This window comes from Mycolicibacter heraklionensis, assembly GCF_019645815.1.
Classification (GTDB): domain Bacteria; phylum Actinomycetota; class Actinomycetes; order Mycobacteriales; family Mycobacteriaceae; genus Mycobacterium; species Mycobacterium heraklionense.
Genome location: NZ_CP080997.1, coordinates 317,766 through 342,554, shown reverse-complemented (window position 1 = coordinate 342,554; position 24,789 = coordinate 317,766). Strand labels below are relative to the sequence as shown.

The following is a 24,789-nucleotide window of genomic DNA, read 5'->3' as shown; positions in this document are numbered from 1 at the left end:
GAACTTCGACCGGATCGTCGTCTCCCGGGAACAAACCGGCTACCGGTCGGAATCGCTGTGCAAACCTGCGAATCGGCACGCCGGACCCGCGGGAAGCAACTACCGTCGGGCCATGGGGGAAAGGGGCCCCGACCGTGCGGTCGTTGCCAAGACTGCGGCAACGATCGTGAGCCGCCTCTACGACAAGCTCGATCGCATCACCTGCGACATTCAGCAGCTGGTGGTGGCCGAGATGTCCGAGCTCGGCGGCGACGCGCAGCTGCTGCAGCTATTGCGCGACACCGCGGCCAGCAGTGTCGAATCGTTCTTCTCGTCGATCCGTCATGGCATCCCGGTGAAGAACCTCGAGCCGCCGACTCCGGCTCTGGAATATGCTCGGCGCCTGGCGCAACGAGACATCTCGGTGAACGCCTTGACGCGCGCCTACCGGCTGGGACACCGGGCGACACTGCGAATGGTGATCAACGAGATACGCGCCGCCAATCGGGATCCGGAACTGAGCCTGGCCGTCTACGACCTGATGGAAGACGTGTCGTTCGAATACATCGACCAGATCTCACAGCAGGTGGTCATCAGCTATCAGGACGAACGTGACCGGTGGGTGGCCAACCGGAACAACCTGCGCGCCCTGCAGGTTCGCGAGCTGCTCGCCGGCGGCGACGTCGACGTCGACGCCATGACGCACGCCCTGCGCTATCCGCTGCGACGCCACCATCTGGCGGTGGTCGTCTGGTACCCGGAGTCCGTCGAGGGTGTCGATCCGCTGTCCACGGAGCGGTTCGTGCAGAAACTCGCAGAAGCGGTCGGCGCCGCCAACAATCCGTTGTTCGTGCCGGTCGACCGGGTGACCGGCTTCGGCTGGATTCCGCTGTCGGTCAAGAGCACGCCGACTGCGCCGGCACGGCTGCGCGCCGCCGTGGAGAAGACGCGCGACGGGCCGTGTGTCACGGCGGGCAGCCCGCTGCCGGACGTCGAGGGCTTCCGCCGGTCACATCAGCAGGCGTGGGACGCGCGAACCGTGGTGAGCGCCGCCGGTGGGCCATCCCGGAGGGTCACCGTCGCCGGCGACACCGGCCTGGCGGTGGCGGCCCTGGTGGGCGGCAACGTCGACGCCGTGGCCGCCTACGTGCACGAGGCCCTCGGTCCGCTGGCCAGCGCCACCGACGGCGACGAGCGGTTGCGTGAGACGCTGCGGGTGTTCCTGAGCACCGGCTCCAGTTACACCGCCGCCGCGGAGGAACTGCACCTGCACCACAACTCCGTGAAGTATCGCGTGCAGCGCGCGGTCGAACGCCGGGGGCGACCGATCGCCGGCGACCGACTCGAGGTCGAAGTGGCGTTACTGCTGTGCGACTGGTTGGGCGGCGCTGCGCTCAGGTGAACGCAGACGATTTCGCCGGACGCCCGGATGCCAACGGCGTTAGCATTCACAGATGGTTCAGCGAAAATTCCTGGAGTGGCCGGTAATCCGGCAACTGCGCACCGGCGACGTGTTCGGCCGCGGCCCGTCCGTCACCTCCGAACACACCCGCAGTATCGCACCGCGAACCGCTACCGCCGACCGGATGGTCCAGAGCGTCTGCCCGTACTGCGCGGTCGGCTGCGGCCAGCGCGTCTACGTCAAGGACGAGAAGGTCGTGCAGATCGAGGGCGATCCGGATTCGCCGATCTCGCGCGGGCGGCTGTGTCCGAAGGGGTCGGCGAGCGAACAGTTGGTCAACTCGCCCGGCCGGCAGGTCACCGTGCTCTACCGGGCGCCCCGCGCCACGGATTGGCAGCCGCTGGAACTGGACACCGCCATTGACATGGTGGCCGAACGTTTCATCGCCTCGCGGCGCAACGCCTGGCAGGACCACGACGCCGAGGGCCGGCCGTTGCGGCGGACCATGGGCATCGCCTCGCTGGGCGGCGCGACACTGGACAACGAAGAGAACTACGTCATCAAGAAGCTCTTCACCGCCGCGGGCGTCATACAGGTCGATAACCAAGCTCGTATTTGACACTCCGCCACGGTTCCCGGTCTGGGAGCCTCCTTCGGTCGCGGTGGAGCGACGCAAACCCTGCAAGACATGGCGAATGCCGACTGCATCGTCATCCAGGGCTCGAACATGGCCGAATGCCACCCGGTGGGTTTCCAGTGGGTGGAGGAGGCCAAAGCCCGCGGCGCGGTGGTGATCCACGTCGACCCGCGGTTCACCCGCACGTCAGCGGTGTGCGACAAGCACATTCCGATCCGCGCCGGCTCCGACGTGGTGCTGTTGGGTGCGCTGATCAACCACGTGCTCACCCACGACCTGTGGTTCCGTGAATACGTGCTCGCCTACACCAATGCCGCGACGCTGGTCAGTGAGGACTTCCGCGACACCGAGGACTTGGGTGGGTTGTTCTCCGGCTTCGATCCGCAGACCAGGCAGTACGACCCGTCGAGTTGGACATACGAACGCGACGAGGCGGGTGCGCCCAGCACTGACGAGACGCTGCAGCACCCGCGCACGGTTTTCCAGATCCTCAAGCGGCACTATGCGCGCTATACCCCGGAGATGGTCCACGACGTCTGCGGTATCGACCCTGCGATGTTCGACTACCTGGCGCGCGCGGTCACGGCCAACTCGGGGCGCGAGCGCACCACGTGTTTCGCCTATGCGGTGGGCTGGACGCAGCACACCCTGGGGGCGCAGTACATCCGCACCGCGGCCATCCTGCAACTGCTGCTGGGCAACGTGGGCCGGCCGGGCGGCGGGATCATGGCATTGCGCGGGCATGCCAGCATTCAGGGCTCCACGGATATCCCGACGCTCTACGACATGCTGCCCGGCTATCTGCCGATGCCGAAGGCCGGGCGCGACGACACCCTGCGGCAGTACCTGGACCGCGTCGGGTCGAAGAGCCAGAAAGGCTTTTGGGCCAACGCCGATGCGTATCTGGTCAGCCTGCTCAAGGCGTGGTGGGGGGACGCCGCGACGGCCGACAACGATTGGGCTTATCACTACCTGCCCCGGCTGACCGGGCCACACGGCACCTATCAGGCCGTGACGGGAATGCTCAACGACGAAGTGGAGGGCTACTTCCTGCTCGGCCAGAACCCGGCGGTCGGCTCGGCCAACGGCCGTCAGCAACGGTTGGGCATGTCGCACCTGAAGTGGCTGGTGGTGCGGGACCTGAACCTGATCGAGTCGGCCACCTGGTGGAAGGACGGCCCGGAGATCGCCTCCGGGGAGCTGTGCACGCAAGACAACGAGACCGAGGTGTTCTTCCTGCCGGCGGCCAGCCATGTCGAGAAGGCCGGGACGTTCACCCAGACGCAGCGACTGCTGCAATGGCGCCATCAGGCCGTCGCCCCACCGGGCGACTGCATCAGCGAACTCGAGTTCTTCATCAAGCTGGGCAACCGAATTCGGGCTCGCCTCGCCGGTTCCACTGACCCGCGCGACCGGCCGCTGTTGGATCTGGTCTGGGACTACCCGGTCGATGAGCACGGTGACCCCGACCCGGAGTTCGTGCTGGCCGAGATCAACGGGCACCAGTTGGCCGGTCCCGACGCCGATCGGTGCGTCTCGGGCTTCACCGAGCTGCGCGCCGATGGGTCCACGGCCGCCGGTTGCTGGATCTACGCCGGGGTATATGGCGGTGGGATCAACCAGGCCGCCCGCCGGGTGCCTCGCGGCGGGCCGAGCCCCAACCAATCCGAATGGGGCTGGGCCTGGCCGGCCGATCGGCGGATCCTCTACAACCGGGCCTCGGCCGACCCGGACGGTGTGCCGTGGAGCGAACGCAAGCGCTACGTCTGGTGGGACGAGCAGCTGCGCCGATGGGTGGGCAATGACGTGCCCGACTTCGTGATCGACCGCGCGCCGAACGCCCGACCGGATCCGGCGTTGGGCGGGCCGGACGCGTTGGCCGGCGACGACCCGTTCGTCATGCAACCCGACGGCAAGGGCTGGCTGTTCGCACCCAAGGGCGTGGTGGACGGGCCGTTGCCCACCCACTACGAACCGCAGGAGTCGCCGATCGCCAATGCGGTCTATCGCCAACAGCGCAACCCCGCCCGAATCACGTTCCCCCGCAAAGACAATTTGACGGCCCCCAGCGCCGGGGAGCCGGGCGCCGATGTCTACCCCTACGTGTTCACCACCTACCGGCTGACCGAACACCACACCGCCGGCGGCATGAGCCGCTGGCTGCCGTACCTGGCTGAGCTGCAGCCGGAGATGTTCTGCGAAGTCTCCCCGGCGCTGGCCGCCGAGCGGGGGCTGGAGAACTTCGGCTGGGCCACCATCATTTCCCCGCGGGCGGCGATCGAGGCTCGGGTGCTGGTGACCGACCGGATGACGCCACTGATGGTGGGCGGCCACACCGTGCACCAGATCGGGTTGCCGTACCACTGGGGAGTCGGCGGCGACGCGGTGGTCAGCGGGGATGCGGCCAACGATCTGCTCGGGGTGACCCTGGACCCCAACGTGCAGATCCAGGAATCCAAAGCGGGTTCGTGCGATATCCGGCCGGGCCGGCGGCCACACGGCGAGGAGCTGCTGCGCCTGATCGCCGAGTATCAAAGTCGTTCCGGCGCAACGCCGGAGACCGGCAATGCCGACATCGATCTGGAAAGGCGGGACTGATGGGCCAACTGTCCGGGCCGACCGACCCCGCCGCCGACGCCAGGTGGTCGCCACAACACCCCCGCAAGGGGTTCTTCACTGACACGTCGATCTGCATCGGTTGCAAAGCCTGCGAGGTGGCGTGCAAGGAGTGGAACCACAACCCGCAGGACGGCCCGCTGGAGTTACTCGGGTCCTCCTACGACAACACCGGCGCACTGGGCGCCAGCACGTGGCGGCATGTGGCGTTCATCGAGCAGGGCCGTGACCGCATCGAGGAGGCCCGCGAATCCGGCCGACAACTGGTCAGCCTGGGCATGCCGAAGATGCCCGATGACACCGCGGAGGTCGCGCCACCCGACACCGACCAGTTCCGCTGGCTGATGTCCTCGGACGTCTGCAAGCACTGCACGCATGCCGGATGTCTGGACGTATGCCCGACGGGTTCGCTGTTTCGCACCGAGTTCGGCACGGTGGTGGTGCAGGCAGACGTCTGCAACGGCTGCGGAAACTGTGTGCCGGCGTGCCCGTTCGGGGTGATCGAGCGTCGCACCGACGGCACGGCGGCACCCAAGACCGGCCGCGGCCCCGAACCGGTGCCCAACACCGGAGTCGCCCAGAAGTGCACGCTGTGCTACGACCGGCTGGTCGACGGCCAACCGCCGGCGTGCGCGCAGACCTGCCCGACGCAGTCGATCCGGTTCGGTGACCACGACGACCTGGTGCAGCGGGCCCGGCAGCGGGTGGCCCAGCTGCATGCCCAGGGCCGCACCGAGGCGCGGCTCTACGGCGCCAACGAGCATGACGGTGTCGGTGGCACCGGCTCGGTCTTCCTGTTGCTCGACGAGCCGGAGGTGTACGGACTGCCGCCCGACCCGCGGGTGGGCACCGCCGACCTGCCGACGATGTTCAAGCGGTCGGCGCTGGCCGCAGCCGGGATGCTTGCCGCCGCGGCGGTCGCCTTCCTGGGGGGACGCTCATGAGCATGGTGTCCGATGGTCCTCGCCGCGGGGGCGGCAAGCGCCGGCGCCGCGGCGGTGGCGACGGTGGCCGTGAGATGCCGATGGTCCCCGACGTGCAGTTCAGCTCCTACTACGGCCGTCCGGTGGTCAAGCCCGCACCGTGGAAGCACGAGATCGCCGCGTACCTGTTCCTGGGCGGTGTGGCGGGGGGATCCGGCCTGCTGGCCGCCGGTGCCCAGCTGACCGGCCGGAAAGTGTTGCGACGCAACTCCCGGCTGGCGGCGCTGGGGGCAATCGTGTTGAGCGCCGCGGCCCTGATCAGCGACCTCGGCCGCCCGGAACGCTTCGTCAACATGCTGCGCACCATCAAACTGACGTCACCGATGAGCCTGGGCTCGTGGATCCTGTCGGCGTTTGGTGCGGGCACGTCGGTGGCGGCGGCCGCCGAGCTGGATCGGTTGTCGGGCCAGCGGCTACCGCTGGGCCCGCTGCGTGGCGTGCTGCGCGCTGTGGAGGGCCCGGCCGGCTTGGAGGCCGCGGTGTTCGCGGCGCCGCTGGCCGTCTACACCGCGGTGTTGCTGGGCGACACCGCCACCCCGACCTGGCACGGTGCGCACCGCGACTTGCCGTTCGTGTTCGTCAGCTCGGCGAGCCTGGCCTCCGGCGGCTTGGCCATGCTGACCACGCCGGTGCGTGAGGCCGGGCCGGCCCGACGACTGGCCGTGCTCGGGGTGCTCGGCGATGTCGTCGCCACCCGGGCCATGGAGCATCGGATGGACCCGGTCGCCGCCGAACCGCTGCATGAGGGCCGCGCCGGGGCGATGCTGCGGTGGAGTGAACGGCTGGCGATCGCCGGAGGTATCGGGACGCTGCTGGGCGGGCGGCACCGCGGCGTGGCGGCGCTGTCGGGGCTGGCGCTGCTGGGCGCCTCGGCGCTGACCCGCTTCGGGGTGTTCGAGGCCGGGATCGAATCGGCGAAGGATCCGCGCTACACCATTGAGCCGCAGAAGCGCCGGCTGGCGGCCCGGCAGGCGGCGGGCATGACCGGGGATTCCATCACGACGGCCGGGTAGCTCAGAGGGTTATCGCACCGCGATTCCGCTGCCCGCCACCGTGTGCCCGATCACCGGATGCCCGGGCAGTTCGCCGACGACCAGCAGACCCCCGGACGTCTGGGCGTCGGCCAGCAGCAGCAAGTCGTCTTCGCCGACCCCGGGCCCGGGCCGCAGGTGCGGGCGCACCCAGTCCAGGTTGCGGTGCGTGCCGCCGGAGACGTAGCCGTCACGCAGTGCTTCGGGTGCTCCCTCGATGATCGGCACCGCGGACCGGTCGAGCACCGCACCCACCCCCGAGGCGCGGCACATCTTGTACAGATGGCCGAGCAGCCCGAAACCGGTGACGTCGGTGGCCGCCCGCACGCCCAGCGACAACGCGGCTTCGGCGGCGTCGCGGTTGAGCTCGACCATGGTCGCGATCGCCTGCTCGAACACCTCGCCGGTGCGCTTGTGCCGGTTGTTGAGCAGCCCCACCCCCAGCGGTTTGGTCAAGGTCAGCGGTAGGCCGGGTCGCGCGGCGTCGTTGCGCAGCAACCGGTTCGGGTCGGCTGTCCCGGTGACCGCCATGCCGTACTTGGGCTCCGGATCGTCGATGGAATGGCCGCCGATCACCGGGCAGCCTGCCTGCTCGGCCACCGCCAGACCGCCGCGCAGCACCTCAGTCATCAACTCCAGGGGCAGCGTTTCCCGCGGCCAGCCGACCAGGTTGATCGCGACCACCGGGCGCCCGCCCATCGCATAGATGTCCGAGAGCGCGTTGGCGGCCGCGATCCGGCCCCAGTCGTAGGCGTCGTCGACGACGGGGGTGAAAAAGTCCGCGGTGGACAGCACGGCGAGGTCATCGCGCACCAGCACGGCCGCAGCGTCGTCGCCGTCGTCGAGGCCCACCAGGACGTCCTTGCCGGACTGCCCGGTGAGCCCGCGCACCGCGTCTTCCAGCTCGCCGGGGGGAATCTTGCACGCGCAGCCGCCGCCGTGGGCGTAGCCGGTCAATCGCACGCCGGTCATGCGTCGATGGTGAGGTGGTCGCCGGCCGCGCGGGAGATGCAGATCAGCATGTCGCCGTGGGCACGTTCGGTAGCGGTCAGGGTCTGATCTCGGTGGTCTACCTCCCCGTCGAGCACCCGCACCCGGCAGGTGCCGCAGAACCCCTGCTTACACGAGTAAGGGGTGGCGGGGTTGACCTGCAAAATCGCAGCCAACGCCGTCTGATCGGCACCGACGGGGACGGTGGTGCCGCTTTTGGCCAGGGTCACGGAGAACGGCTTGCCGTCCAGAACCGGTGGGGCAGAGAACCGTTCGTAGTGCAGCTCCACATCGGTGCGGCCGATCAGCCCCTCACGGAGCACCTCGAGCATTGCCGGTGGCCCACACGCGTACAGCGCTGTCGGCACCGGCACGTCGCCGATCAGATCGGCGGCCGTCGGCAGCCCGTGCGTGTCGTCGGTACGGACGGCCACCTTGTCGCCGAACTGCTCCACCTCGGCGATGAACGGGATGGTGTCGACCGAGCGGCCGGTGTAGACCATCGACCAGTCCAGGCCCAGGCGCTCGGCGGCGCGCATCATCGGCAGAATGGGGGTGATCCCGATACCGCCGGCGACGAACCGGAGACGCTGCGCCCGCGACCCGAAGCCGGGAACGGCCATCGGCATGCCGTTGCGCGGACCCTTGATCATGACCGTGCTGCCCGGCTGCAACGTGTCGTGCACCTCGATCGACCCACCGCCGCCGTCGGGGATGCGGCGCACCGCGATGCGGTAACTGTCGGAGTCGGCGGGGTCCCCACACAGCGAATATTCGCGCATTCGCCCCGAGGGCAGCAGCAGGTCCAGATGCGCGCCGGGTGTCCAGCGGGTCAGCGGCTTGTCGTCGGTGGCGACCAGGGTCAGCGCCACCACGTCCTTGTCATGCGCGACGATCTCACGCGCGGCCACCCGCAACTCGCGGGTGCGCTCCGGCTCGGCCAGCTTCCAGCGCCGCATCAACACGCTGAACGTCGGGAACGCGATCTTGGCCAGCAGATTCGAGAACCGCAACAGCGGGTCGTGGCGCCACCGCCCGTACAACTGCGGCGGAATCTCGTCCGGAATTTCGCCCAGCGGCCGGAATCGCGATCCCGCCGAATCGTGTCCCGACGTCAACGCCGCGCCCTCCGCGCCGCCGGCGAGGTCGCCAGGTAGGCCACGGCCTGCGCGGTGGAGCCGATGGACGCGGGGTCGAATGACGGTTTGAAGTAGACGACGGTGTATTTGAGCACCTGGCGCAGCTGGGGCAGGATGTTGCGCCGCGACCCGCGCAGGTACTGGCGCCACAGCCAGAAATAGGAATGGCTGATGGTGTCGTCGGAGCGGCACATGAAGCCGATCGCCCGGTGAATCATCAACACCAGATAGACCAGCGCGACCATCATGGCCCGGCAGCGGTTCAGGTAGCCGGGGTGAAAGTAGTTCGCCACATCGTGTGCCACGCAGCGATGTTCGATCTCCTCGGCGCCGTGCCAGCGACAGATGTCGGCCATCGTCGGGTCGACGTCATAGTCGTCCCACGAGCAGTTCAGCACGAAGTCACCCAGGATCGCGGTGTAGTGCTCGACCGCCGCGATCAGCCACAGCCGCTGCACCATGTCGTTGTAACGGGTGCGGGCGAACCGCTGGGTGCGCGGCGCCAGCAGCCGGCGAAACAGGTACTCGAACTGCCGCAGTATGGGCGCGGTGTCGACACCGCGCGCTTCCAGGAACTGGGTTACCGCCTTGTCGTGCGACTCGGCGTGCATGGCCTCTTGGCCGATGAAGCCGCGCATGGCCCGCGCCAGATCCTCGTCTTTGACGTAGGGCAGCGCCTCGTTGAAGACCTCGCAGAACCACCGCTCGCCCTCGGGCAGGATCAGGTGCAGAATGCTCACCACGTCGGAGGCCACCGGCTCGCCCCGGATCCAGTGCAGCGGGGTCTGTGACCAGTCGAACTCGACGTTGCGGGCGTGGATCTCGACGCCGGCCGGTTCGTAGATATGCCCGCCCACGGCCGGCTTGGTTTGGCTCGTCATGGTCGTGGCCTCCTTCGGGGCCATGCTACCCACGATCTCGGCGCGTTTTTCACCGCTGACCGGTCCGTTCTCCCGCCACAATCGACTGAAGGTTTAGGTTGATCAGCGGAGGCGTCTGAGTCCTGGTGGGCTCCCCGGTCTTCAAAACCGGTGAGGCCGAGTAGCTCGGCCTGGCGGGTTCGATTCCCGTCCGCCTCCGCCAGCCGGGTATCGGAGGAGGAGCTGTGACCGACGCCGATCCGCGCCGCGCCATTCCGCGCACCGATGCACTGTTGATGCTGCCTCCGGTCCGCGCGGCCCGAGCACGGCTGGGCGAGCATGTGGTCCGCGGATTGGTGCGTGACGCCCAGGATCGGGCGCGGCGCGGCGACCTGGCACCCGAACAGGTCGAAAGCGCTGTTCTGGAAGGTCTTTCGAGGCATAACGGGACGGCGTTGCGGCCGGTGCTCAACGCCACCGGGGTGGTGGTGCACACCAATCTGGGTCGAGCACCGCTGTCCACGGCGGCGGTCGAGGCGCTGGTGGCGGCCAGCGGCTACGTTGATGTGGAGCTGGACCTGGCCAGCGGCGCCCGCTCCAAACGTGGCGTCGCGGCGCGTGCCGCCCTGCTGGCGGCCTGCCCGGTCGCCGAGGACGCGCTGGTGGTCAACAACGGTGCCGCGGCTCTGGTGCTGGCCACCACCGCGCTGGCCACCGGCCGGGAGGTGGTGGTCAGCCGGGGCGAGCTGATCGAGATCGGGGCCGGTTTTCGCCTACCGGACCTGATCGCCTCCACCGGGGCGAGGCTGCGGGAGGTCGGCACCACCAACCGCACCCACCTGCGCGATTACGCCGACGCCATCGGCCCCCAGACGGGATGCATCCTCAAGGTGCATCCCAGCAATTTCGCCGTCCACGGTTTCACCGCGTCGGTGGGGTTGTCGCAATTGCGGCCACTGGCAACCGAACACGACGTGGCCTTGGTGGCCGATCTGGGCAGCGGACTGTTGGCGCCCGATCCGCTGCTGCCCGACGAGCCGGATGCGGCCACCACGCTGGCCGCCGGCGCCGACATCGTGACGGCCAGCGGCGACAAACTGCTCGGCGGGCCGCAGGCCGGGGTGGTGTTGGGCCGGGCCGGGGTCATCGCGCGGCTGGCTCGGCACCCGTTGGCTCGCGCGGTGCGCGCCGACAAGCTCACCCTCGCCGCCCTGGAGGCCACCGTGTCCGGCGCCGCCGCACCGGTGACCCGAGCGCTGCACGCCGACCCAGACCAGTTGCGTTCCCGCGCCGAGCGGCTGGCTGCCGCGGTCGGTGCCACCGTCGTCGCCCACGACGGCCGCGTCGGCGGCGGCGGCGCTCCGGGAGTCCCGCTGTCGGGCTGGGCGGTTCGGCTGCCCGAGGCGGCCGCCGCCCCACTGCGCACCGGCGATCCCGCCGTGCTGCCCCGGGTACACGACGGCGCCTGCCTGATCGATCTGCGCTGCGTGCCGGAAGCCGACGACTCACGGCTGCTGGCCGCGGTGCGGGCCGCGCTCGACCGGATCGGGTGAGCGTGTTTGTCCATGTTTGTTATAGCCACCGCCGGCCACGTCGACCACGGCAAATCCACCCTGGTGCGGGCACTCACCGGAATGGAACCCGACCGCTGGGCGGAGGAGCGCCGGCGCGGGCTCACCATCGACCTGGGCTTCGCCTGGACCGCGCTGCCGTCGGGCCGGCGGGTGGCCTTCGTCGATGTCCCGGGCCACGAACGGTTCCTGCCCAACACGCTGGCCGGCCTGGGACCGGCCTCGGTGGTGTGCTTCGTAGTCGCCGCCGACGAGGGCTGGCGGGCGCAGTCGGATGATCATCGCGATGCCATTGCGGCCCTGGGTATCTCGCAGGGGCTGGTGGTGCTCACCCGCGTCGACCGGGCCACCGGTCAACGTGTCGCCGACGTGTCGGAACAGGTCCGAACCGAACTGGCCCAGACGGGTCTGCGTGACGCCCCGATCGTGGCCGTGTCGGCGGTGGACGGCACCGGGCTGGACACGCTGCGTACTGCGCTCGACGACCTGCTGGCCGAACTTCCAGCCCCTGCGAACACCGGTCGTGTGCGGCTGTGGGTCGACCGGTCCTTCACCATCACCGGCGCCGGGACGGTGGTGACCGGCACCCTGACCGCGGGCACCCTGACCGCCGGCGATCACCTGCAGTTGCTGGATCGCGGCCAGTCGCGGGCGGTGGTCATCCGGGGGCTGCAGAGCTGCGGCGAGCAGCACACGGCACTGCGCCCCACGGTGCGGGTAGCGGTCAATCTGCGCGGGGTGCCCACCGGCGAGGTGCGCCGTGGCGACGCCCTGGTGAGCTCTGACGAGTGGCTGGCCACCACGGTGGCCGATGTTCGGCACAGCGCCGGTTACCCGCTGGCCGAGGCACCCGAGCGGCTCGTGGTGCACCTGGGCACGGCTGCGGTCCCCGCCCGGTTGCGGCGTCTCGGCGCCGAACACGCCCGAATCACTCTGGAATACCCTCTGCCGCTGACATTTTCGGATCACCTGATCTTGCGCGACCCCGGGGCCCGCCGCGTGCTGGGCGGGGTGGTGGTGCTTGACGCCGATCCGCCTGCCCTCCGCCGGCGCGGTGACGCGGCGCGCCGCGCCGACGAGCTGGCCGCCACCGACCCGACCGACCAGGCCCGCCGGGTCCTCGCCGAGGTGGCTCGCCGCGGCGCGGTGTCGCAGCGCCGGCTGCAGCTACTTGGGTACGAGCTCTCCCCGGTGCCAGCGGAGGTGACGGTGATTCAGGGCTGGTGGGTGCACGCGGCGACGTATCAGGCTTGGCAGGACCGACTGCAGAGCGCGGTGCGTGAGCAACGGGAACGCGATCCGCTGTCCGCCGGGCTGTCCCGGGGCGCGGCCGCGGATCTGCTCGCGCTACCGGATCCGGCGCTGCTCGACGAGCTGGTGCGCGACGCAGGGTTGGAGCAGCGCGACGGGCTGATTCGGCTGCCGGGGGGCCGTGCCGACCTCGGCCCGGCCGAGGGCGCGATCGCCGAGTTGGAATCCCGGCTGACCACGGCTCCGTTTCACGCCCCGGAGGCCGACGATCTGGCCGCCCTGCACCTGGGGGTCCGGGAGCTGGCGGCAGCCGAACGAGTCGGGCGGCTGTTGCGGCTCACCGAGAATCTGGTGCTGCTCCCGACCGCGCCCGCGTTGGCGATGCGCGAATTGGCATTGCTGGAGCAGCCTTTCACCGCCACCGAAGCCAAGCAGGCGCTGAACACCACTCGGCGGGTGGCGATCCCGCTGCTGGAGTATCTCGATGCCCGCGGCTGGACCCGCCGGATCGACACGGTCCACCGGGAAGTCGTGCGTTGATCCGTCATATGCGGTTTGCTGGCAACATGATCGGTACGTCGGGACTGCGAGCCACCGGGTGGGCGATCCTGCAGACCGCGCTGGCCGCGGGCGCGGCCTGGTACCTGGCTCGCGATGTGCTCGACCATGCTGCCCCTTTCTTCGCGCCGATCGCCGCGTCGGTGTGCATGTGGGCGACCAACGTGGTCCGCGCCCAGCTCGCGATCGAGATGGTGATCGGAGTGGGACTGGGTATCGGTTTGGGCAGCTTGGTAAACATGCTGCTGGGTACCGGACCTATCGCGATGGCCGTAGTCGTCTTGGTCTCGCTGTCTACGGCATTGCTGGTCGGGCGGGGTTTCCTGCAGCACCGTCCGATGTTCGTCAACCAGACGGTCATCTCAGCCATCCTCGTGTTGTCCCTGCCGCACAGCGGTATCGGAACGGAGAGGCTGTTCGACGCGCTGGTCGGCGGCGGGATCGCGGCAATCTTCAGCATCCTGATCTTCCCCAGAAACCCGGTAAATGTCCTGCAGGATGCCCGCGTCGAAGTACTGACAGCGGTGCGCGACGTCCTCGCTCAGACACATTGCCACACCGGTGATTCCGACTGGATGCTGTCAGTCGCGGCTGCACTGCACGACCGGCTCGCGCGCCTGACCGAAGCTCGCGGTACCGCTGAACAATTGGCGCGAATATGCCCGCTTCGCTGGTCACTGCGCGCCGCGACCCGTACCGCCGATCGCCAGGCCGCGCAACTGTCCCTGCTGTCCACTTCGGTCGTCCAACTGGCGCGCACCATTACCGGGACCGCCGAACCGCTCAACGAACCGGTCCAGGAAGCAGTCGGTGAGCTCGCCGCGGCAGCCTCCGCCCTCACCCGTGACGAGACTGCCGCCGCAGCGGCGCATGTGACATCGGCCCGCAGTCACACGGTCGTGGCACAGTCCAGCAATGCGCCGTTGCTGACTGCCGCCATCGACACCTGCATCGACGAACTGGGCCGGGTCATCAGCCTCGCGCCGCAATGACATCCTGTTCGATCTGGTCGCCGATTTCGGGGTCGATCTTGCGCCAGTAGTCGAAGACCCGCGACAGCACAGGCTCTTTCACACCGTCGCAGACGTTCAGGACCACGTTGTGGACCAGGCGTTGCCGTTGCTCGTCGTTCATGACGTCACGCAGCAGGCTGCGGGCCTGGACTACATCGTCGTCCGCGGGGTGCAGGGTGTAGCCCTCGCGGACCATCTCCCCGTCGGCGGCCCAGTGGACTTCGGCTGCTCGCCCCGGATCGGCGACCGACCCACCGACGGTGTTGGGTGTGTACACCGGGTCGGACACATTCTGCACCCGCATCCGGCCGTCCTTGGAGTAGCTGCGCACCGGCACCTTCGGCGCGTTCACCGGGATCTGGTGGTGGTTGATCCCGATGCGGGCGCGGTGGGCGTCGGCATAGGCGAAACTGCGGCCCAACAGCAGTCGGTCCGGGCTCAGCCCGGTTCCCGGCACGATGTTGTGCGGACCGAACGCGGCCTGCTCCACCTCGGTGTGGTGATCGGTGACGTTGCGGTCCAACGTCATCCGACCGACCTCGATCAACGGATAATCGGCATGCGGCCACACCTTGGTCACATCAAACGGGTTGAACCGGTAGGTCTTGGCATCCGCGTACGGCATGATCTGCACCTTGAGCGTCCAACTCGGAAACTCACCGCGGGCGATCGAGTCGAACAGGTCCCGCTGATTGCAGTCCGGGTCGGTGCCGGCCAGCCGGTCGGCCTCCTCCTGGGTCAGACACTCCACGCCCTGGTCGGATTTGAAATGATACTTGACCCAAGCGATCTCGCTGTTGGCATTGACCCAGCTGAACGCGTGCAAACCGTAGCCGTTCATATGCCGATACGTCTTCGGGATGCCCCGGTCCCCCATCACCAGGGTCACCAGATGCGCGGACTCGGGCGACTGGGTGAAAAAATCCCACACCATGTTGTGGTCGTGGCAATCGTTGTCCGCGCGACGTTTGTTCGCGCGAATCAGGTTGGGGAACTTGAGCGGATCCCGGATGAAGAAGATCGGCACATTGTTGCCGACGATGTCGTAGTTGCCTTCCGACGTGTAGAACTTCACCGAGAATCCCCGGGTGTCACGCAGTGTGTCAGCGCTGCCGCGTTCGCTGGCGTTACCGGCCAACCGCACGAACACATCGGTGACCGCGCCGGGTTGGAACACCGCCGCCTTGGTGTAGGCGCTGACATCACCGGTGACCTCGAAACGGCCGAACGCTCCGGCCCCCTTGGCGTGCGGCTGACGCTCGGGAACGCGTTCCCGGTTGAACGCCGCCAACTGCTCGATCAAGTAGGTGTCCTGCAACAGAATCGGGCCGTTCAGGCCCAGCGTCAACGACTGATCATTGGTCGGCGCCGGAGCGCCCCCATCGGTCGTCGTGAAGTTGTCCGTCATGTCCCTATCTCCTTACTGTCGAGGATGGAGCCGCTGTGACCGAGATCGATTCGGCGTGAACTAGCTGGGCACGGGTTACTGCGCGTAGGACTTCGCTCCGGTGCCGGCGAACTTGCCTCCTTCGACGATCAGGTATTCCGAGCGAATCGGCTTGCCGGCAAACCAGTCTTCGAGGATCTCCCGGGTGCCGGCCGCGTAGCGGGCCTGCGCGGACAGGCTGGAGCCGGACATGTGCGGTGTCATGGCCTGGTTGGGCATGCTGCGCCACGGGTGGTCGGCGGGCGGTGGCTGCGGGTACCAGACGTCACCGGCGTAGCCGGCAAGCTGGCCGCTCTTCAATGCCGCCACGATCGCCTTCTGGTCGGTCTCCTCGGCCCGGGCGGTGTTGACGATGTAGGAGCCGCGCCGCATCGAGCCCAACAGCTTCTCGTTGAACATGTGGTGGGTCTGGGCGATCAACGGCGAGTGGATGGAGACCACGTCCACCGACCGGGCCAACGACTCGACATCCGGGTGATAGGTGACGTCGAGCTGCTGCTCCAACTCCGGGGAGAGCCGGTGGACGTCGAAGTAGTGCAGCTTCACGCCGAACGGCTTCATCCTCTCCAGCACCGCCCGCCCGATCCGTCCGGCGGCGATCACCCCGACATCCATACCTTCGATGTCGTAGGAGCGCTGTACGCAGTCGGCGATGTTCCACCCGCCGTCGACGACCACCTGGTGGGACGGAACGAAATTGCGGACCAGCGCCAGGATCTGCATCACCGCGTGCTCGGCCACACTGATGCTGTTGCTCCAGGTTTCCTCGGCAACAGTGACGCCGCGCGCCTGCGCTTCGGCCAGGTCCACGTGGTCCGATCCGATGCCCGCGGTCAGCGCCAACTTCAGCTTGGGCGCCTTGGCGAACCGCTCCTTGGTGATGTAGGCCGGCCAAAACGGCTGGGAGATCACGATGTCGGCGTCCGGCAGCTCGCGCTCGAACTCCGAGCCCGGTCCATCCTTATCGGACGTGACCACCAACTCGTGGCCGTTCTCCTCGAAGAACTTCCGCAGCCCCAATGCCCCCGAGACACAGCCCACCAGATCGCCGGGGGTGAAGTCGATTTTCGACGGGGTCGGCAGTGTCGAGCCGTCCGGATAGCTCTCGATCACCGGGATGCTGTCGCGGGCGTACTTCGGCGGGTATCCGGTCACCGGGTCGGGGTAGAGCACCATCACACACTTCGCCATCGTTCTCTCCTTGAAATCTGGGCTGCAAGGAGCAGCATCTTGCGGTTATCGGCCGGAAATCCAGGGGCGTGTGGCCCGGGATCCCTGTGCCCGCTTCGGTGGCGAATACAAACCCGCTTGTCGAATGGAGTCGGTGAATTCGTCGTTTCCTCGGCACCTTTCAGTCTTCTCGGCAGTTTTTGAGCTGTCCAAGACGCGGTCCCGATGGGCCGATAGGCGACGCCTATCGGCCCGGCCGAGACCGACAGGCGAGCATCACTTGAACAGGTCTTTGTGATCAGCCTTGATCAGGTCCGCGCCCTTCTCACCGACCATGTAGACGGTGTTCTGGATGCGGCAGTCCGGGATGATCGGGAAGACGGACGCATCGATGACACGCAGCTTGTCGACCCCGTGGACCTTCAGCTTCGGGTCGACCACGCCCTGGTCGATGTTCTTGGACAGCCGGTTGGTGCCGCACGGGTGATACGACGTCTGCACGCGGTCTTGAATGGACGCCCTCATCAGCTCATCGGAGTGCAGCGGCATCTCCCACGGGTACTCGCCGACGACGATGTCTTTGAAACCGTCACCCTTGGTGAGGATGTCGTAGGCGAACCTGACGCCCTCGCGCAAACCGATGATGTCGAGCTCGTTGGAGAGGTAGTTCAGCTTGATGTTCGGCTGTTCGAGCGGGTCAACGCTGTTGAGCGTCACGTTGCCGCCGTCATAAGTCGGCCGGACGATATCGACCATGACCGTGATGTGGTCGCCTTCGGACGGGGTCGGGTACTGCCACTGGAACGCACTGCCGAAGGCGGGGACGAAATCGAGTTCGAAGTGCGGTTGCCCTTCCGGCGAGAACGGGTCGAGCCCACCGTTGGCGGCCTTGGCCTCGCGATAGATCGGGTCCTTCTCCAGGTACGAGTCGATCCGCGGGAAGCCGATCATCTCCAGGAAACCCGAGCCCAGCGGCCCGGAGTGGTCCTTCTGGTAGGCGGCGATGGCCGCATCCTTTTTGGGCCCGTCACGCAGCAGAATGCTGTCCAAAGCAAAGCCCTCTTTGATGCGCAGCACGAAGGGGACGCCGGGGTGGTCGAGCAGGTGTTGGCCGACGTGGCGAGAGTCGACGAGCACGTCGATGCCGTGCTTGTGCAACTCGCGGCCGGGACCGATACCGCTGAGCATCAGCAGCTTGGGGCTTTCGAAGACGCCCTGGGAGAGGATGACCTCCCGGTCGGCGTAGTAGCTGCGCTCATTGCCGAGGCCGTCGATGATCGTCACGCCCTTGGCCGTGCGAGTGGCGTAGTCGATGATCAGCCGCTTGGAGCGCACCTCCGACAGAATGGTGATGTTGGGCTTGTCCTTGACGAACAGGTAGCTGCCCGAGCGCACGCCTTTGTAGATGCTGTTGACCGCGTGGGTGAGGCCGTTCATCTCGCCGTCGAAGTAGTTCTCGATGAGAGGCAGGCCCCGTGACGTCCAGGCCTGCGTGATGACGTCGCGGAAGGCCTGCAGTTCAGGGATCAGGTTGTGCGAGATGGGCAGCGGGCCGCCACTGCCGATCTTGTGAAGGTCGGACGAGAATGTCCCGGAGTCGTCGTGGTAGGTGGCGCTCTTGCGGAGGTACGGAACAAGGGGCTCCCAAGTCCATTCCTGGCCACCGTATTCCGCCCACCGGTCATAGGTCGGCTTGCAGCCGGGGACCCAGCTGAAGTAGTTGCCGGCCGAGCTGCCGCCAAGGGCCCGGCCCCGTGTGCAGTTCTTGTCGGTGCGCCGCCAGACACCGCGGTCGACGAACGTGGCCATGTAGTCCCAGTCGGACTCGGTGTGGCGGATGTCCATAGCCAACCCCGGCGTACTGACCATGTCGACGTCCCAGGGGTTACCTACACCGGCCTCGACGATCAGGATCTTGACCTTGGGGTTCTCGGAGAGACGGCCCGCGACGACGTTACCCGCCGTACCGCCGCCGACGATGACAAAATCAAAATGGGCTCCGTCGGGTACGTTGGCCATCTCTTCCTCCTGAGGTATGGAACCATCGCTGTCGTCTTGCAGACTGCCTTCGCCCGCCACCAGGTATCTACGGAGCCGACTCCGAGATTCCCCGGTCGGCTTTGGTGGCGACTCCAAAGGCCGCGCTCGGCACGAACGCCTGCCCGGCAACAGCAACCTTGCTGTGAGGTGAATTAGTCTTTACCCCAAAGCTTTTCATTGAATGTTCGCGCGGTGTCCCGCCGGCACCCGCTGTAGAAGTCCGACGTGTTCCGGACACTCAGCCAACACCGACAGCGTGACGACCTCGCCGACTTGCTCGTCGCTGAACCCGGAATCCTCAGCGAGGCCCTGCATTACACCGACTACTCCATGAAGGTTCGGGTACCTGCCGATAATGGTGCACACAGCCCCGGCGGCGGTGACCGCATAGTCGATCACTCTTTCTTCGCCCACGCCCACCTCGTCGTCACCCACGACCGGATCAGTATCGGCGCCGGTCAGACTGATCCCCAACAGACTGGCGAAGATCACCGTCAGGCCCAAGCAATTTCGTGTCTTCAGATGCCGGATATTCGTGCGATCACCTCGCAAAGACGAGTGCACACCGTCCCGCCAAACATGCAGCGCAGTCCAGCGCGGTTCTCCGGGTAGACCTACTCGGCCCTGCGCTTGACTGTTCCTCAACGGCAATTCCGTAGCTACGGAGATCCGTCCGAGATTTCTGTCCTTACTTTGGCGGCTTCTACATGTGCATCGCGGAAAGTTCGAGCGCCCACCACAACTCGATCAGCACTTCGGTATCCCGCAGGCTAGTTCCGGTGAGCTCCTCGAAACGAGCCAGCCGGTAACGCACGGTGTTCTGATGAACGAATAGCCGCGTCGCGGTGCTCTCCACATGCATCCCGCAGGCCAGATAGGCCCGCAACGTGGCGATCAGATCTTCGCCGTTCCCACCGGCCACCAGCGGCTCCAGGTAGCGGCGCCGCAACAGGTCGCCCATATCGACGTCCACCGCCACCGCGGAGCGCAAGCCCAGGGACTCCAAGTCATAGGCCCCCGTCAGCTTGCAGGCTTGCACAGTGACCAGCGCGCGCGCCGCCAGCCGGTAGGAATCGGCCAGCCGTTCCAGCTTCCGGGGCGGCCCATAGCCGATCTGCCCGTTGACGGCGCGGGGCGGCGGCTCGGTGAGCAGCGCCGCCAGATCGCCGTCGACCACCGCGCACACTCCGCAGCGGTGCGGTGCTGCTCCGTCTATGCCCAGCGCCAGCTCCAGGCCGTGTTGAGAAACGCCGTCACCCAATCGCGCCCGGGCCGCAACAAATTCAGCCGCCGGGTCTAAACCGTACATCTCAGCGCGTACCCGCAGTTCAGTGCTCGGGACGAGGCCCAGCAGGACAGCCCGGACGAACCGGCTACGTTCGGCGTCCAGTGCCTCGACTGCGTCGCGGTCCGCCCGCCGATATCCGGTGACCGTCTCTGACAGTGCGACCGCCGAGGACGCCAGCATCGACTCGGTGAACCGCCAGAGCTCACCATCTTCGGTCTCCCACCGTCCGGAGAGTTGACGCAGGCCGGAGACAAGGGACTCGACGCCCACCTGCCAGGCGCGGATCATGTCGTCGAAAGGAATACCGTTGCGCTGCTGGCGTTCTCCGAATGCAGAAAACGCTGCGAGGTCATCGTCGGACAACGTCGTGGAGCCAGACCCAGCCGAACGCAGTACCCACTCCACCTGAAGCCGAACTCCGGCGTCGAGATCGTCTCGCGCCATCCTGCGGTATATCGGCAGGCGGCTCAGGACGGCACCGCTGATTCGGGCAACCATGTCAGCGTTCTCGTTCAGCAATGAATCGAGAATCTCCATGATCACCCCCTCACGACACCCACCGGCGGTGGACTGGTTTTGAGTCTCAGGGAGTGAGTGGTGAGCTGTCCAAGACGTGATTCCGACCGTGCGATAAGCGCCACCGATCAGGGTGCAGGTGTGGCTCCGAAATCGACTCGCTGCGCAACTTCCAGCAGAGCGCGGGCCACTACCGAGCCGGGCTCGGCCGCACTGGTGACAAGTGCCACCTGAGCACTCAGGTCCGGATCGAGCAGACGCAGTGTCACCGTGCCGGGCAGCGTCACGGCCCGCACCCAGGTCTGCGGAACGATGGTGGCCCATCGACCGGTGGTCACATGGGCAAGCAACGCGACGAAAGAATCGGTCTCCAGCCTGGGGACCAGCGCCAGGTCCCGGCTCGCCAGCGCGTCGTCGATCAACCGCCGGCCGCGCATTCCTTCGGCGAGTAGGCACATCGGTAACTCGGTCACGTCCGACCAGCTGATGGTGTCGGTCTGACCGGTGAGCAGCTCGCTGCCGGCGATCAGTACCTGCTGCTCCTCATACAGCGGGGTGACCGTGAGATCTGCGGTGTCGTCGCGGTCGGGGTAGATGATGCCGGCGTCCAGCTCGAACCGACGCACCCGTTCGGCGATCTCCGCGGTGCGCAGACTGGTCTCCAACTGCACTCGTACCAACGGGTGTGCCGCGGAGAACGGGTCCGACAGCAGTGCGACCGTGCTCGCGGCGGCCGGGATGACCCCGATCCGCAGCTCCCCGGTGAGGCCGGTCTGGAGCGCGGTCACCTCCTGCTTGAGCGCGTCGCGGTCAGCCAGGATGCGCCGCGCCCACAGCACCAGGCGCTCACCCTCGGGGGTAAGGCCTTCGAACTTCTGTCCGCGCCGGACCAACGGAACCTTCAGCTCGTGTTCGAGCTTGCGGATGGCCTCCGACAGGGCGGGTTGAGATACGTAGCAGGCGGCCGCGGCACGCGCGAAATGCCGCTCCCGGGCCAGAGCAACGAAGTACTCGAGCTGACGAAACAGCATGGGCCTATTCGACCACGATCCGTTGCTGTTCGGTGGCGACCCAGCTGGCCAATAGTTTCAGCGCCTGTTCGGCGGGCGAGTGCGGTGCGGCGGTGTAACCGAACAGGGACAACCCGTCGGCGCCGGGCAATTCGAAGGCGTTGTACGTCAGCGTCAGTTCTCCGACCGCGGGATGCCGGAATCGTTTGGCGCCGTGGTGGTGAGCCTTGACATTGTGGGCGGCCCAGCGGGTGCGGAACGGTTCGCTGCGAGTGGCCAGCTCACCGATCAGCGCGACTATCGCCGGGGAGTCCGGTGCGCGGGCGGCTTCGGCTCGCAGCAGGGCCACCACGTCGTCGGCGGCGGCGGACCAGTCCGGGAAGGTCGCGTCGGCCGACGGATCCAAGAAGACGGACCGGGCCAGGTTCGGCGTTGTGCCGGTGCGGCCGAACACCGGCGCGTACAGGGCACGCCCCAGCGCGTTGGCGGCGACCACGTCGAGATGCCCGTTGAGCACCACAGCCGGGGCGCCGACCATGCTGTCCAGCAACTGCTGCACCCCGTCGGGCAAGGCCACGCCGGCCCGGCGCGTCGTCCGCCGCCGCCCAGGCTTGACCGCGCCGGCTCGGGCCAGATCGAACAGATGAGCCGTCTCGGCTTCGGTCAGCTGCAAGGCTCCGGCGACGGCGTCCAGAACCTCATCGGAGACGCCGGCCACGTGTCCCCGTTCGATCTGGGTGTAGTACTCGATGCTGACCCCGGCGAGCTGGGCCACCTCCTCGCGCCGCAACCCGGGGACCCGACGCCGCCGCCCGGGCGGTAACCCGACCTGTTCAGGGGTTATCCGGGCACGCCGGGTCATCAAGAAGCCCTTGATGTCCTGGCCGATGTCCATACCGCAACGGTAGGCAATCGGCGCAGATGTCAGGCAGGAACTGGCAGTACCCCTATAACCAGCACCTGTCGGGCCGGTGCGCAGGCTCGTAGCGTCGAGCTCAGCAATCGTTTCCCATGCGAGGAGGTCAGCGAAGATGCCCAGTCACGATGAGGCCCAGGCCGCGTTCGACGGTTTTGTCGACATGTGGACGAGCGGTAGGACGGGCGGGTTGCGCGCACCCATCCTGCATCACCCGGGTGAGGTCGACCTGAAGTACGAGGACGTGTCATTTCCGTCGTCGGACGGTGTTCGCCTGGAGGGCTGGTTCATCCCCGCCGACTCGAACCGGTTGATCATCCACAACCATTTCCTGCCTGGAAACCGCTCTGGTTACCCGGGACACCTCCCCCAGTTCGGCGGGCTGGGCGGGTTCGAGGTGAACTTCCTGCCGGAGTACAAAGCGCTGCACGACGCCGGCTACAACATCTTGTGCTACGACATGAGCAACCACGGGCTGAGCGGGTCACGCGAGCGCGGTACCGGAATCGGCCTGGTGGAGTACCAGGACGTGATCGGTTCGGTGCGCTACGCCAAGTCCCGCCCGGACACCGCTTCGATGGAGACGTTCCTGCTCAGCGTCTGCCTGGGGGCCGACTCCACCTGCGTGGCGCTGGCCAAGTACCCGGAGGAGTTCGAGCACATCAAGTCACTGATCCTGTTGCAGCCGGTGTCGGCCGACCCGATCGTCGAGAATTTCGTGCAGGGCAACGACATTCCCGACGGTTACCAGCGGTTCGACCAAACGGTGTTCGAGCGGACCGGTTTTCATCTCGCCGAGCAGTCACCGATCGAGTACGCCAAGTCGATTGAGATTCCCACCCTGGTGGTCCAGGTGCACGACGACGTGATGACCCGGCCGCAGGACGTGCAGGCGATCTACGACGCGATACCCGCAGCCGACAAAAAGCTGCACTGGATCGAGGGCACCACCCGGCGCTTCGACGGTTACAACTACTTCGGCGAGCACCCCGAGGTGGCCATCGATTGGTTCGACAATCACCGCAGGTAATTTGCGGGACGACTTCGCCGATACCGCGCCGGGTCTAGGTGTTGGCCGGGACCCGCCGGTCGGCTGCGGTCTTGGGCGTGACGTGCTCTTCGTCGCCGGTGAATTCCTTGGTCCAGCAAGCGAATTCCAGCGTGATTCCGTCGGGGTCCTGGAAGTAGAACGAGCGGACATACACCCCCGGGTGCAATGTCGGGCTCGCCTGCCACTCGGACTCGTCGTGGTTGAGGACCGGGCCGACCCGCACGCCCTTCTCTTTCAGTCGCTGGCGGTAGGCGTCGAACTTGTCCGCCGGGACGTGGAAGGCCAGGTGGTTGAGCGTGCTCACCGCACTGGTGATCTCGCCGATGCCGGGGATGGCGGCCGGTGAGGAGATCCCGGGCACCCGATCCGGGGCGTCGCGGAACCAGAAGAAGGCCACGCAGTCCCCGTTACCGGCATCGAAGAAAAAATGCTGACCGATACCCGCGGGCAGGTCGAGCGACTTGATCAGGGGCATGCCCAAGGTATTGCTGTAGAAGTCGACGGTGCGTTCCATGTCGGAGCACACCATCGCTACGTGGTTGATCCCGCTGATTTCGAATTCGGTGTTGACACCGTGCGGCTTGATCATTGCGGACACTCCTCTGGTCAAGATCCGAATCTGAATCTAACATCAGATTCAGATTTGATCCAGCCCGACCGAGACAGGATGTGTGTTCCGGTGTCGACCAGCCCCGAGCAGCCCGGCCACCGCGACCCGTTGCCCACCCACCGGGGTCGACGCACCCAGGCCGCGATCGACGCAGCCGCCCGCGCGGTGATCGCCCGCAAGGGAGTTCTGGCGACCACCATCGCCGACATTGCGGCCGAGGCCGGCCGATCGGCCGCGTCGTTCTACAACTACTACGACTCCAAAGAGGCCATGGTCGCCGAATGGGCGCTGCGATTCCGCGATGAGGCCGGCGAGCGAGCATCCGCCGTGGTGCGGCACGGGATGACCAACCGCGAACGGATCGAGCAGGCCACTGCCGCACATTGGCACACCTACCGCAACCGGCTGGCCGAGATGGTCGGTGTCTCCCAACTGGCGATGGTCAACGACGACTTCGCCCGGTACTGGGCGGAGATCTGCGCGGTTCCGGTCGGCCACATCACTGAAACGGTGAAGCGCGCCCAAGCCGAGGGCTACTGCACCAACGACGACCCGGCGTTGCTGGCGGTGGCGATCGTCTCGATGCTCAACCAGTTCTGCTATGTCCAGCTCGCCACGCCCCGCGACGACGACGGACCCGACGACGCAGCGTGTATTCGCACGCTGGCCAACGTGTTCTACCGGGCCATCTACACCGAGGAGAATTCCTGA

20 protein-coding genes and 1 tRNA gene are annotated in these 24,789 nt (G+C 67.0%); 10 read left to right on the top strand and 11 right to left on the bottom strand.

The window, feature by feature from the left end; genetic code table 11:
• Positions 1–112 precede the first annotated feature (112 nt).
• The 4 genes from K3U94_RS01590 to nrfD are packed head-to-tail and all read left to right on the top strand — an operon-like array spanning position 113 to position 6,630.
• Positions 113–1,381, top strand: coding sequence for a PucR family transcriptional regulator (locus tag K3U94_RS01590; protein WP_220695362.1), 1,269 nt, complete (start codon positions 113–115; stop codon positions 1,379–1,381).
• Between the two features lie 52 nt (positions 1,382–1,433).
• Positions 1,434–4,616, top strand: coding sequence for a formate dehydrogenase-N subunit alpha (gene fdnG / locus K3U94_RS01585; RefSeq protein WP_220695361.1), 3,183 nt, complete (start codon positions 1,434–1,436; stop codon positions 4,614–4,616).
• Positions 4,616–5,578 carry a 4Fe-4S dicluster domain-containing protein gene (locus K3U94_RS01580; RefSeq protein ID WP_047320426.1) on the top strand — a complete coding sequence of 321 codons (963 nt, stop codon included), beginning with the start codon at positions 4,616–4,618 and terminating at the stop codon, positions 5,576–5,578. Before fdnG ends, K3U94_RS01580 begins: the two co-directional genes overlap by 1 nt.
• Positions 5,575–6,630: an NrfD/PsrC family molybdoenzyme membrane anchor subunit gene (gene nrfD, locus K3U94_RS01575; RefSeq protein WP_220695360.1), complete on the top strand. Its 1,056-nt coding sequence runs from the start codon at positions 5,575–5,577 to the stop codon at positions 6,628–6,630. The genes K3U94_RS01580 and nrfD overlap by 4 nt, the downstream gene beginning before the upstream one ends.
• Positions 6,631–6,639: 9 nt before the next feature.
• On the opposite strand, the gene selD is transcribed toward nrfD, so the two are convergent.
• From selD to K3U94_RS01560, 3 genes are read right to left on the bottom strand one after another with little or no spacing between them, the layout of a single operon-like run.
• Entirely contained in the window at positions 6,640–7,620 is a 981-nt protein-coding gene (gene selD / locus K3U94_RS01570) for a selenide, water dikinase SelD (protein ID WP_220695359.1), read from the bottom strand.
• A complete protein-coding gene (locus K3U94_RS01565; protein WP_220696621.1) occupies positions 7,617–8,714 on the bottom strand; it encodes a PDR/VanB family oxidoreductase in 1,098 nt (365 codons plus the stop codon). Before K3U94_RS01565 ends, selD begins: the two co-directional genes overlap by 4 nt.
• A gap of 38 nt (positions 8,715–8,752) precedes the next feature.
• Positions 8,753–9,658, bottom strand: coding sequence for a metal-dependent hydrolase (locus K3U94_RS01560; protein ID WP_220695358.1), 906 nt, complete (start codon positions 9,656–9,658; stop codon positions 8,753–8,755).
• Positions 9,659–9,765: 107 nt separating this feature from the next.
• On the opposite strand from K3U94_RS01560, the gene K3U94_RS01555 reads away from it, so the two are divergent.
• From K3U94_RS01555 to K3U94_RS01540, 4 genes are all read left to right on the top strand, one after another.
• Positions 9,766–9,860 (top strand) — tRNA-Sec (locus K3U94_RS01555).
• A 22-nt stretch (positions 9,861–9,882) separates the two neighbouring features.
• Entirely contained in the window at positions 9,883–11,190 is a 1,308-nt protein-coding gene (selA, locus tag K3U94_RS01550; protein WP_220695357.1) for an L-seryl-tRNA(Sec) selenium transferase, read from the top strand.
• Positions 11,191–11,202: 12 nt separating this feature from the next.
• Positions 11,203–12,999, top strand: coding sequence for a selenocysteine-specific translation elongation factor (gene selB, locus K3U94_RS01545; protein ID WP_220695356.1), 1,797 nt, complete (start codon positions 11,203–11,205; stop codon positions 12,997–12,999).
• Between the two features lie 26 nt (positions 13,000–13,025).
• Positions 13,026–14,009, top strand: a complete 984-nt coding sequence (locus K3U94_RS01540; protein WP_220695355.1) for an FUSC family protein — start codon at positions 13,026–13,028, stop codon at positions 14,007–14,009.
• Here K3U94_RS01540 and K3U94_RS01535 read toward each other — a convergent pair.
• From K3U94_RS01535 to K3U94_RS01505, 7 genes are all read right to left on the bottom strand, one after another.
• Positions 13,990–15,438, bottom strand: coding sequence for a catalase (locus K3U94_RS01535; RefSeq protein ID WP_220695354.1), 1,449 nt, complete (start codon positions 15,436–15,438; stop codon positions 13,990–13,992). The genes K3U94_RS01540 and K3U94_RS01535 overlap by 20 nt on opposite strands.
• A gap of 75 nt (positions 15,439–15,513) precedes the next feature.
• Entirely contained in the window at positions 15,514–16,668 is a 1,155-nt protein-coding gene (locus K3U94_RS01530; protein ID WP_220695353.1) for an NAD-dependent formate dehydrogenase, read from the bottom strand.
• A 255-nt stretch (positions 16,669–16,923) separates the two neighbouring features.
• The gene (locus tag K3U94_RS01525; RefSeq protein WP_220695352.1) at positions 16,924–18,666 is read right to left on the bottom strand and encodes a GMC family oxidoreductase; all 1,743 of its coding nucleotides are present in this window, start codon (positions 18,664–18,666) and stop codon (positions 16,924–16,926) included.
• Positions 18,667–18,861: 195 nt separating this feature from the next.
• Positions 18,862–19,191 carry a hypothetical protein gene (locus tag K3U94_RS01520; RefSeq protein ID WP_220695351.1) on the bottom strand — a complete coding sequence of 110 codons (330 nt, stop codon included), beginning with the start codon at positions 19,189–19,191 and terminating at the stop codon, positions 18,862–18,864.
• A gap of 199 nt (positions 19,192–19,390) precedes the next feature.
• Positions 19,391–20,512 (bottom strand): PucR family transcriptional regulator, encoded by a 1,122-nt coding sequence (locus tag K3U94_RS24260; RefSeq protein ID WP_220695350.1) that lies wholly within the window; start codon positions 20,510–20,512, stop codon positions 19,391–19,393.
• Between the two features lie 107 nt (positions 20,513–20,619).
• Positions 20,620–21,522 (bottom strand): LysR family transcriptional regulator, encoded by a 903-nt coding sequence (locus K3U94_RS01510; protein WP_047320435.1) that lies wholly within the window; start codon positions 21,520–21,522, stop codon positions 20,620–20,622.
• Between the two features lie 4 nt (positions 21,523–21,526).
• Positions 21,527–22,396, bottom strand: a complete 870-nt coding sequence (locus K3U94_RS01505) for a helix-turn-helix domain-containing protein (protein WP_220695349.1) — start codon at positions 22,394–22,396, stop codon at positions 21,527–21,529.
• A 136-nt stretch (positions 22,397–22,532) separates the two neighbouring features.
• Between K3U94_RS01505 and K3U94_RS01500 the strand changes: the two genes are divergently transcribed.
• Positions 22,533–23,447, top strand: a complete 915-nt coding sequence (locus K3U94_RS01500) for an alpha/beta hydrolase family protein (protein WP_220695348.1) — start codon at positions 22,533–22,535, stop codon at positions 23,445–23,447.
• Between the two features lie 34 nt (positions 23,448–23,481).
• On the opposite strand, the gene K3U94_RS01495 is transcribed toward K3U94_RS01500, so the two are convergent.
• Positions 23,482–24,057: a VOC family protein gene (locus tag K3U94_RS01495; protein WP_047320437.1), complete on the bottom strand. Its 576-nt coding sequence runs from the start codon at positions 24,055–24,057 to the stop codon at positions 23,482–23,484.
• Positions 24,058–24,135: 78 nt separating this feature from the next.
• Here K3U94_RS01495 and K3U94_RS01490 point away from each other — a divergent pair, with 78 nt between their 5' ends.
• Positions 24,136–24,789, top strand: coding sequence for a TetR/AcrR family transcriptional regulator (locus tag K3U94_RS01490; protein ID WP_220695347.1), 654 nt, complete (start codon positions 24,136–24,138; stop codon positions 24,787–24,789).

What these genes read in the sequence shown, in the direction of transcription:
- K3U94_RS01590 (WP_220695362.1), top strand. Translation starts at nt 113, where the DNA reads ATGGGGGAAAGGGGCCCCGACCGTGCGGTCGTTGCCAAGACTGCGGCA.
- K3U94_RS01580 (WP_047320426.1), top strand. Translation starts at nt 4,616, where the DNA reads ATGGGCCAACTGTCCGGGCCGACCGACCCCGCCGCCGACGCCAGGTGG.
- nrfD (WP_220695360.1), top strand. Translation starts at nt 5,575, where the DNA reads ATGAGCATGGTGTCCGATGGTCCTCGCCGCGGGGGCGGCAAGCGCCGG.
- selD (WP_220695359.1), bottom strand. Translation starts at nt 7,620, where the DNA reads ATGACCGGCGTGCGATTGACCGGCTACGCCCACGGCGGCGGCTGCGCG.
- K3U94_RS01560 (WP_220695358.1), bottom strand. Translation starts at nt 9,658, where the DNA reads ATGACGAGCCAAACCAAGCCGGCCGTGGGCGGGCATATCTACGAACCG.
- selB (WP_220695356.1), top strand. Translation starts at nt 11,203, where the DNA reads ATGTTTGTTATAGCCACCGCCGGCCACGTCGACCACGGCAAATCCACC.
- K3U94_RS01540 (WP_220695355.1), top strand. Translation starts at nt 13,026, where the DNA reads ATGATCGGTACGTCGGGACTGCGAGCCACCGGGTGGGCGATCCTGCAG.
- K3U94_RS01535 (WP_220695354.1), bottom strand. Translation starts at nt 15,438, where the DNA reads ATGACGGACAACTTCACGACGACCGATGGGGGCGCTCCGGCGCCGACC.
- K3U94_RS01530 (WP_220695353.1), bottom strand. Translation starts at nt 16,668, where the DNA reads ATGGCGAAGTGTGTGATGGTGCTCTACCCCGACCCGGTGACCGGATAC.
- K3U94_RS01525 (WP_220695352.1), bottom strand. Translation starts at nt 18,666, where the DNA reads ATGGCCAACGTACCCGACGGAGCCCATTTTGATTTTGTCATCGTCGGC.
- K3U94_RS24260 (WP_220695350.1), bottom strand. Translation starts at nt 20,512, where the DNA reads ATGGAGATTCTCGATTCATTGCTGAACGAGAACGCTGACATGGTTGCC.
- K3U94_RS01510 (WP_047320435.1), bottom strand. Translation starts at nt 21,522, where the DNA reads ATGCTGTTTCGTCAGCTCGAGTACTTCGTTGCTCTGGCCCGGGAGCGG.
- K3U94_RS01505 (WP_220695349.1), bottom strand. Translation starts at nt 22,396, where the DNA reads ATGGACATCGGCCAGGACATCAAGGGCTTCTTGATGACCCGGCGTGCC.
- K3U94_RS01500 (WP_220695348.1), top strand. Translation starts at nt 22,533, where the DNA reads ATGCCCAGTCACGATGAGGCCCAGGCCGCGTTCGACGGTTTTGTCGAC.
- K3U94_RS01495 (WP_047320437.1), bottom strand. Translation starts at nt 24,057, where the DNA reads ATGATCAAGCCGCACGGTGTCAACACCGAATTCGAAATCAGCGGGATC.
- K3U94_RS01490 (WP_220695347.1), top strand. Translation starts at nt 24,136, where the DNA reads ATGTGTGTTCCGGTGTCGACCAGCCCCGAGCAGCCCGGCCACCGCGAC.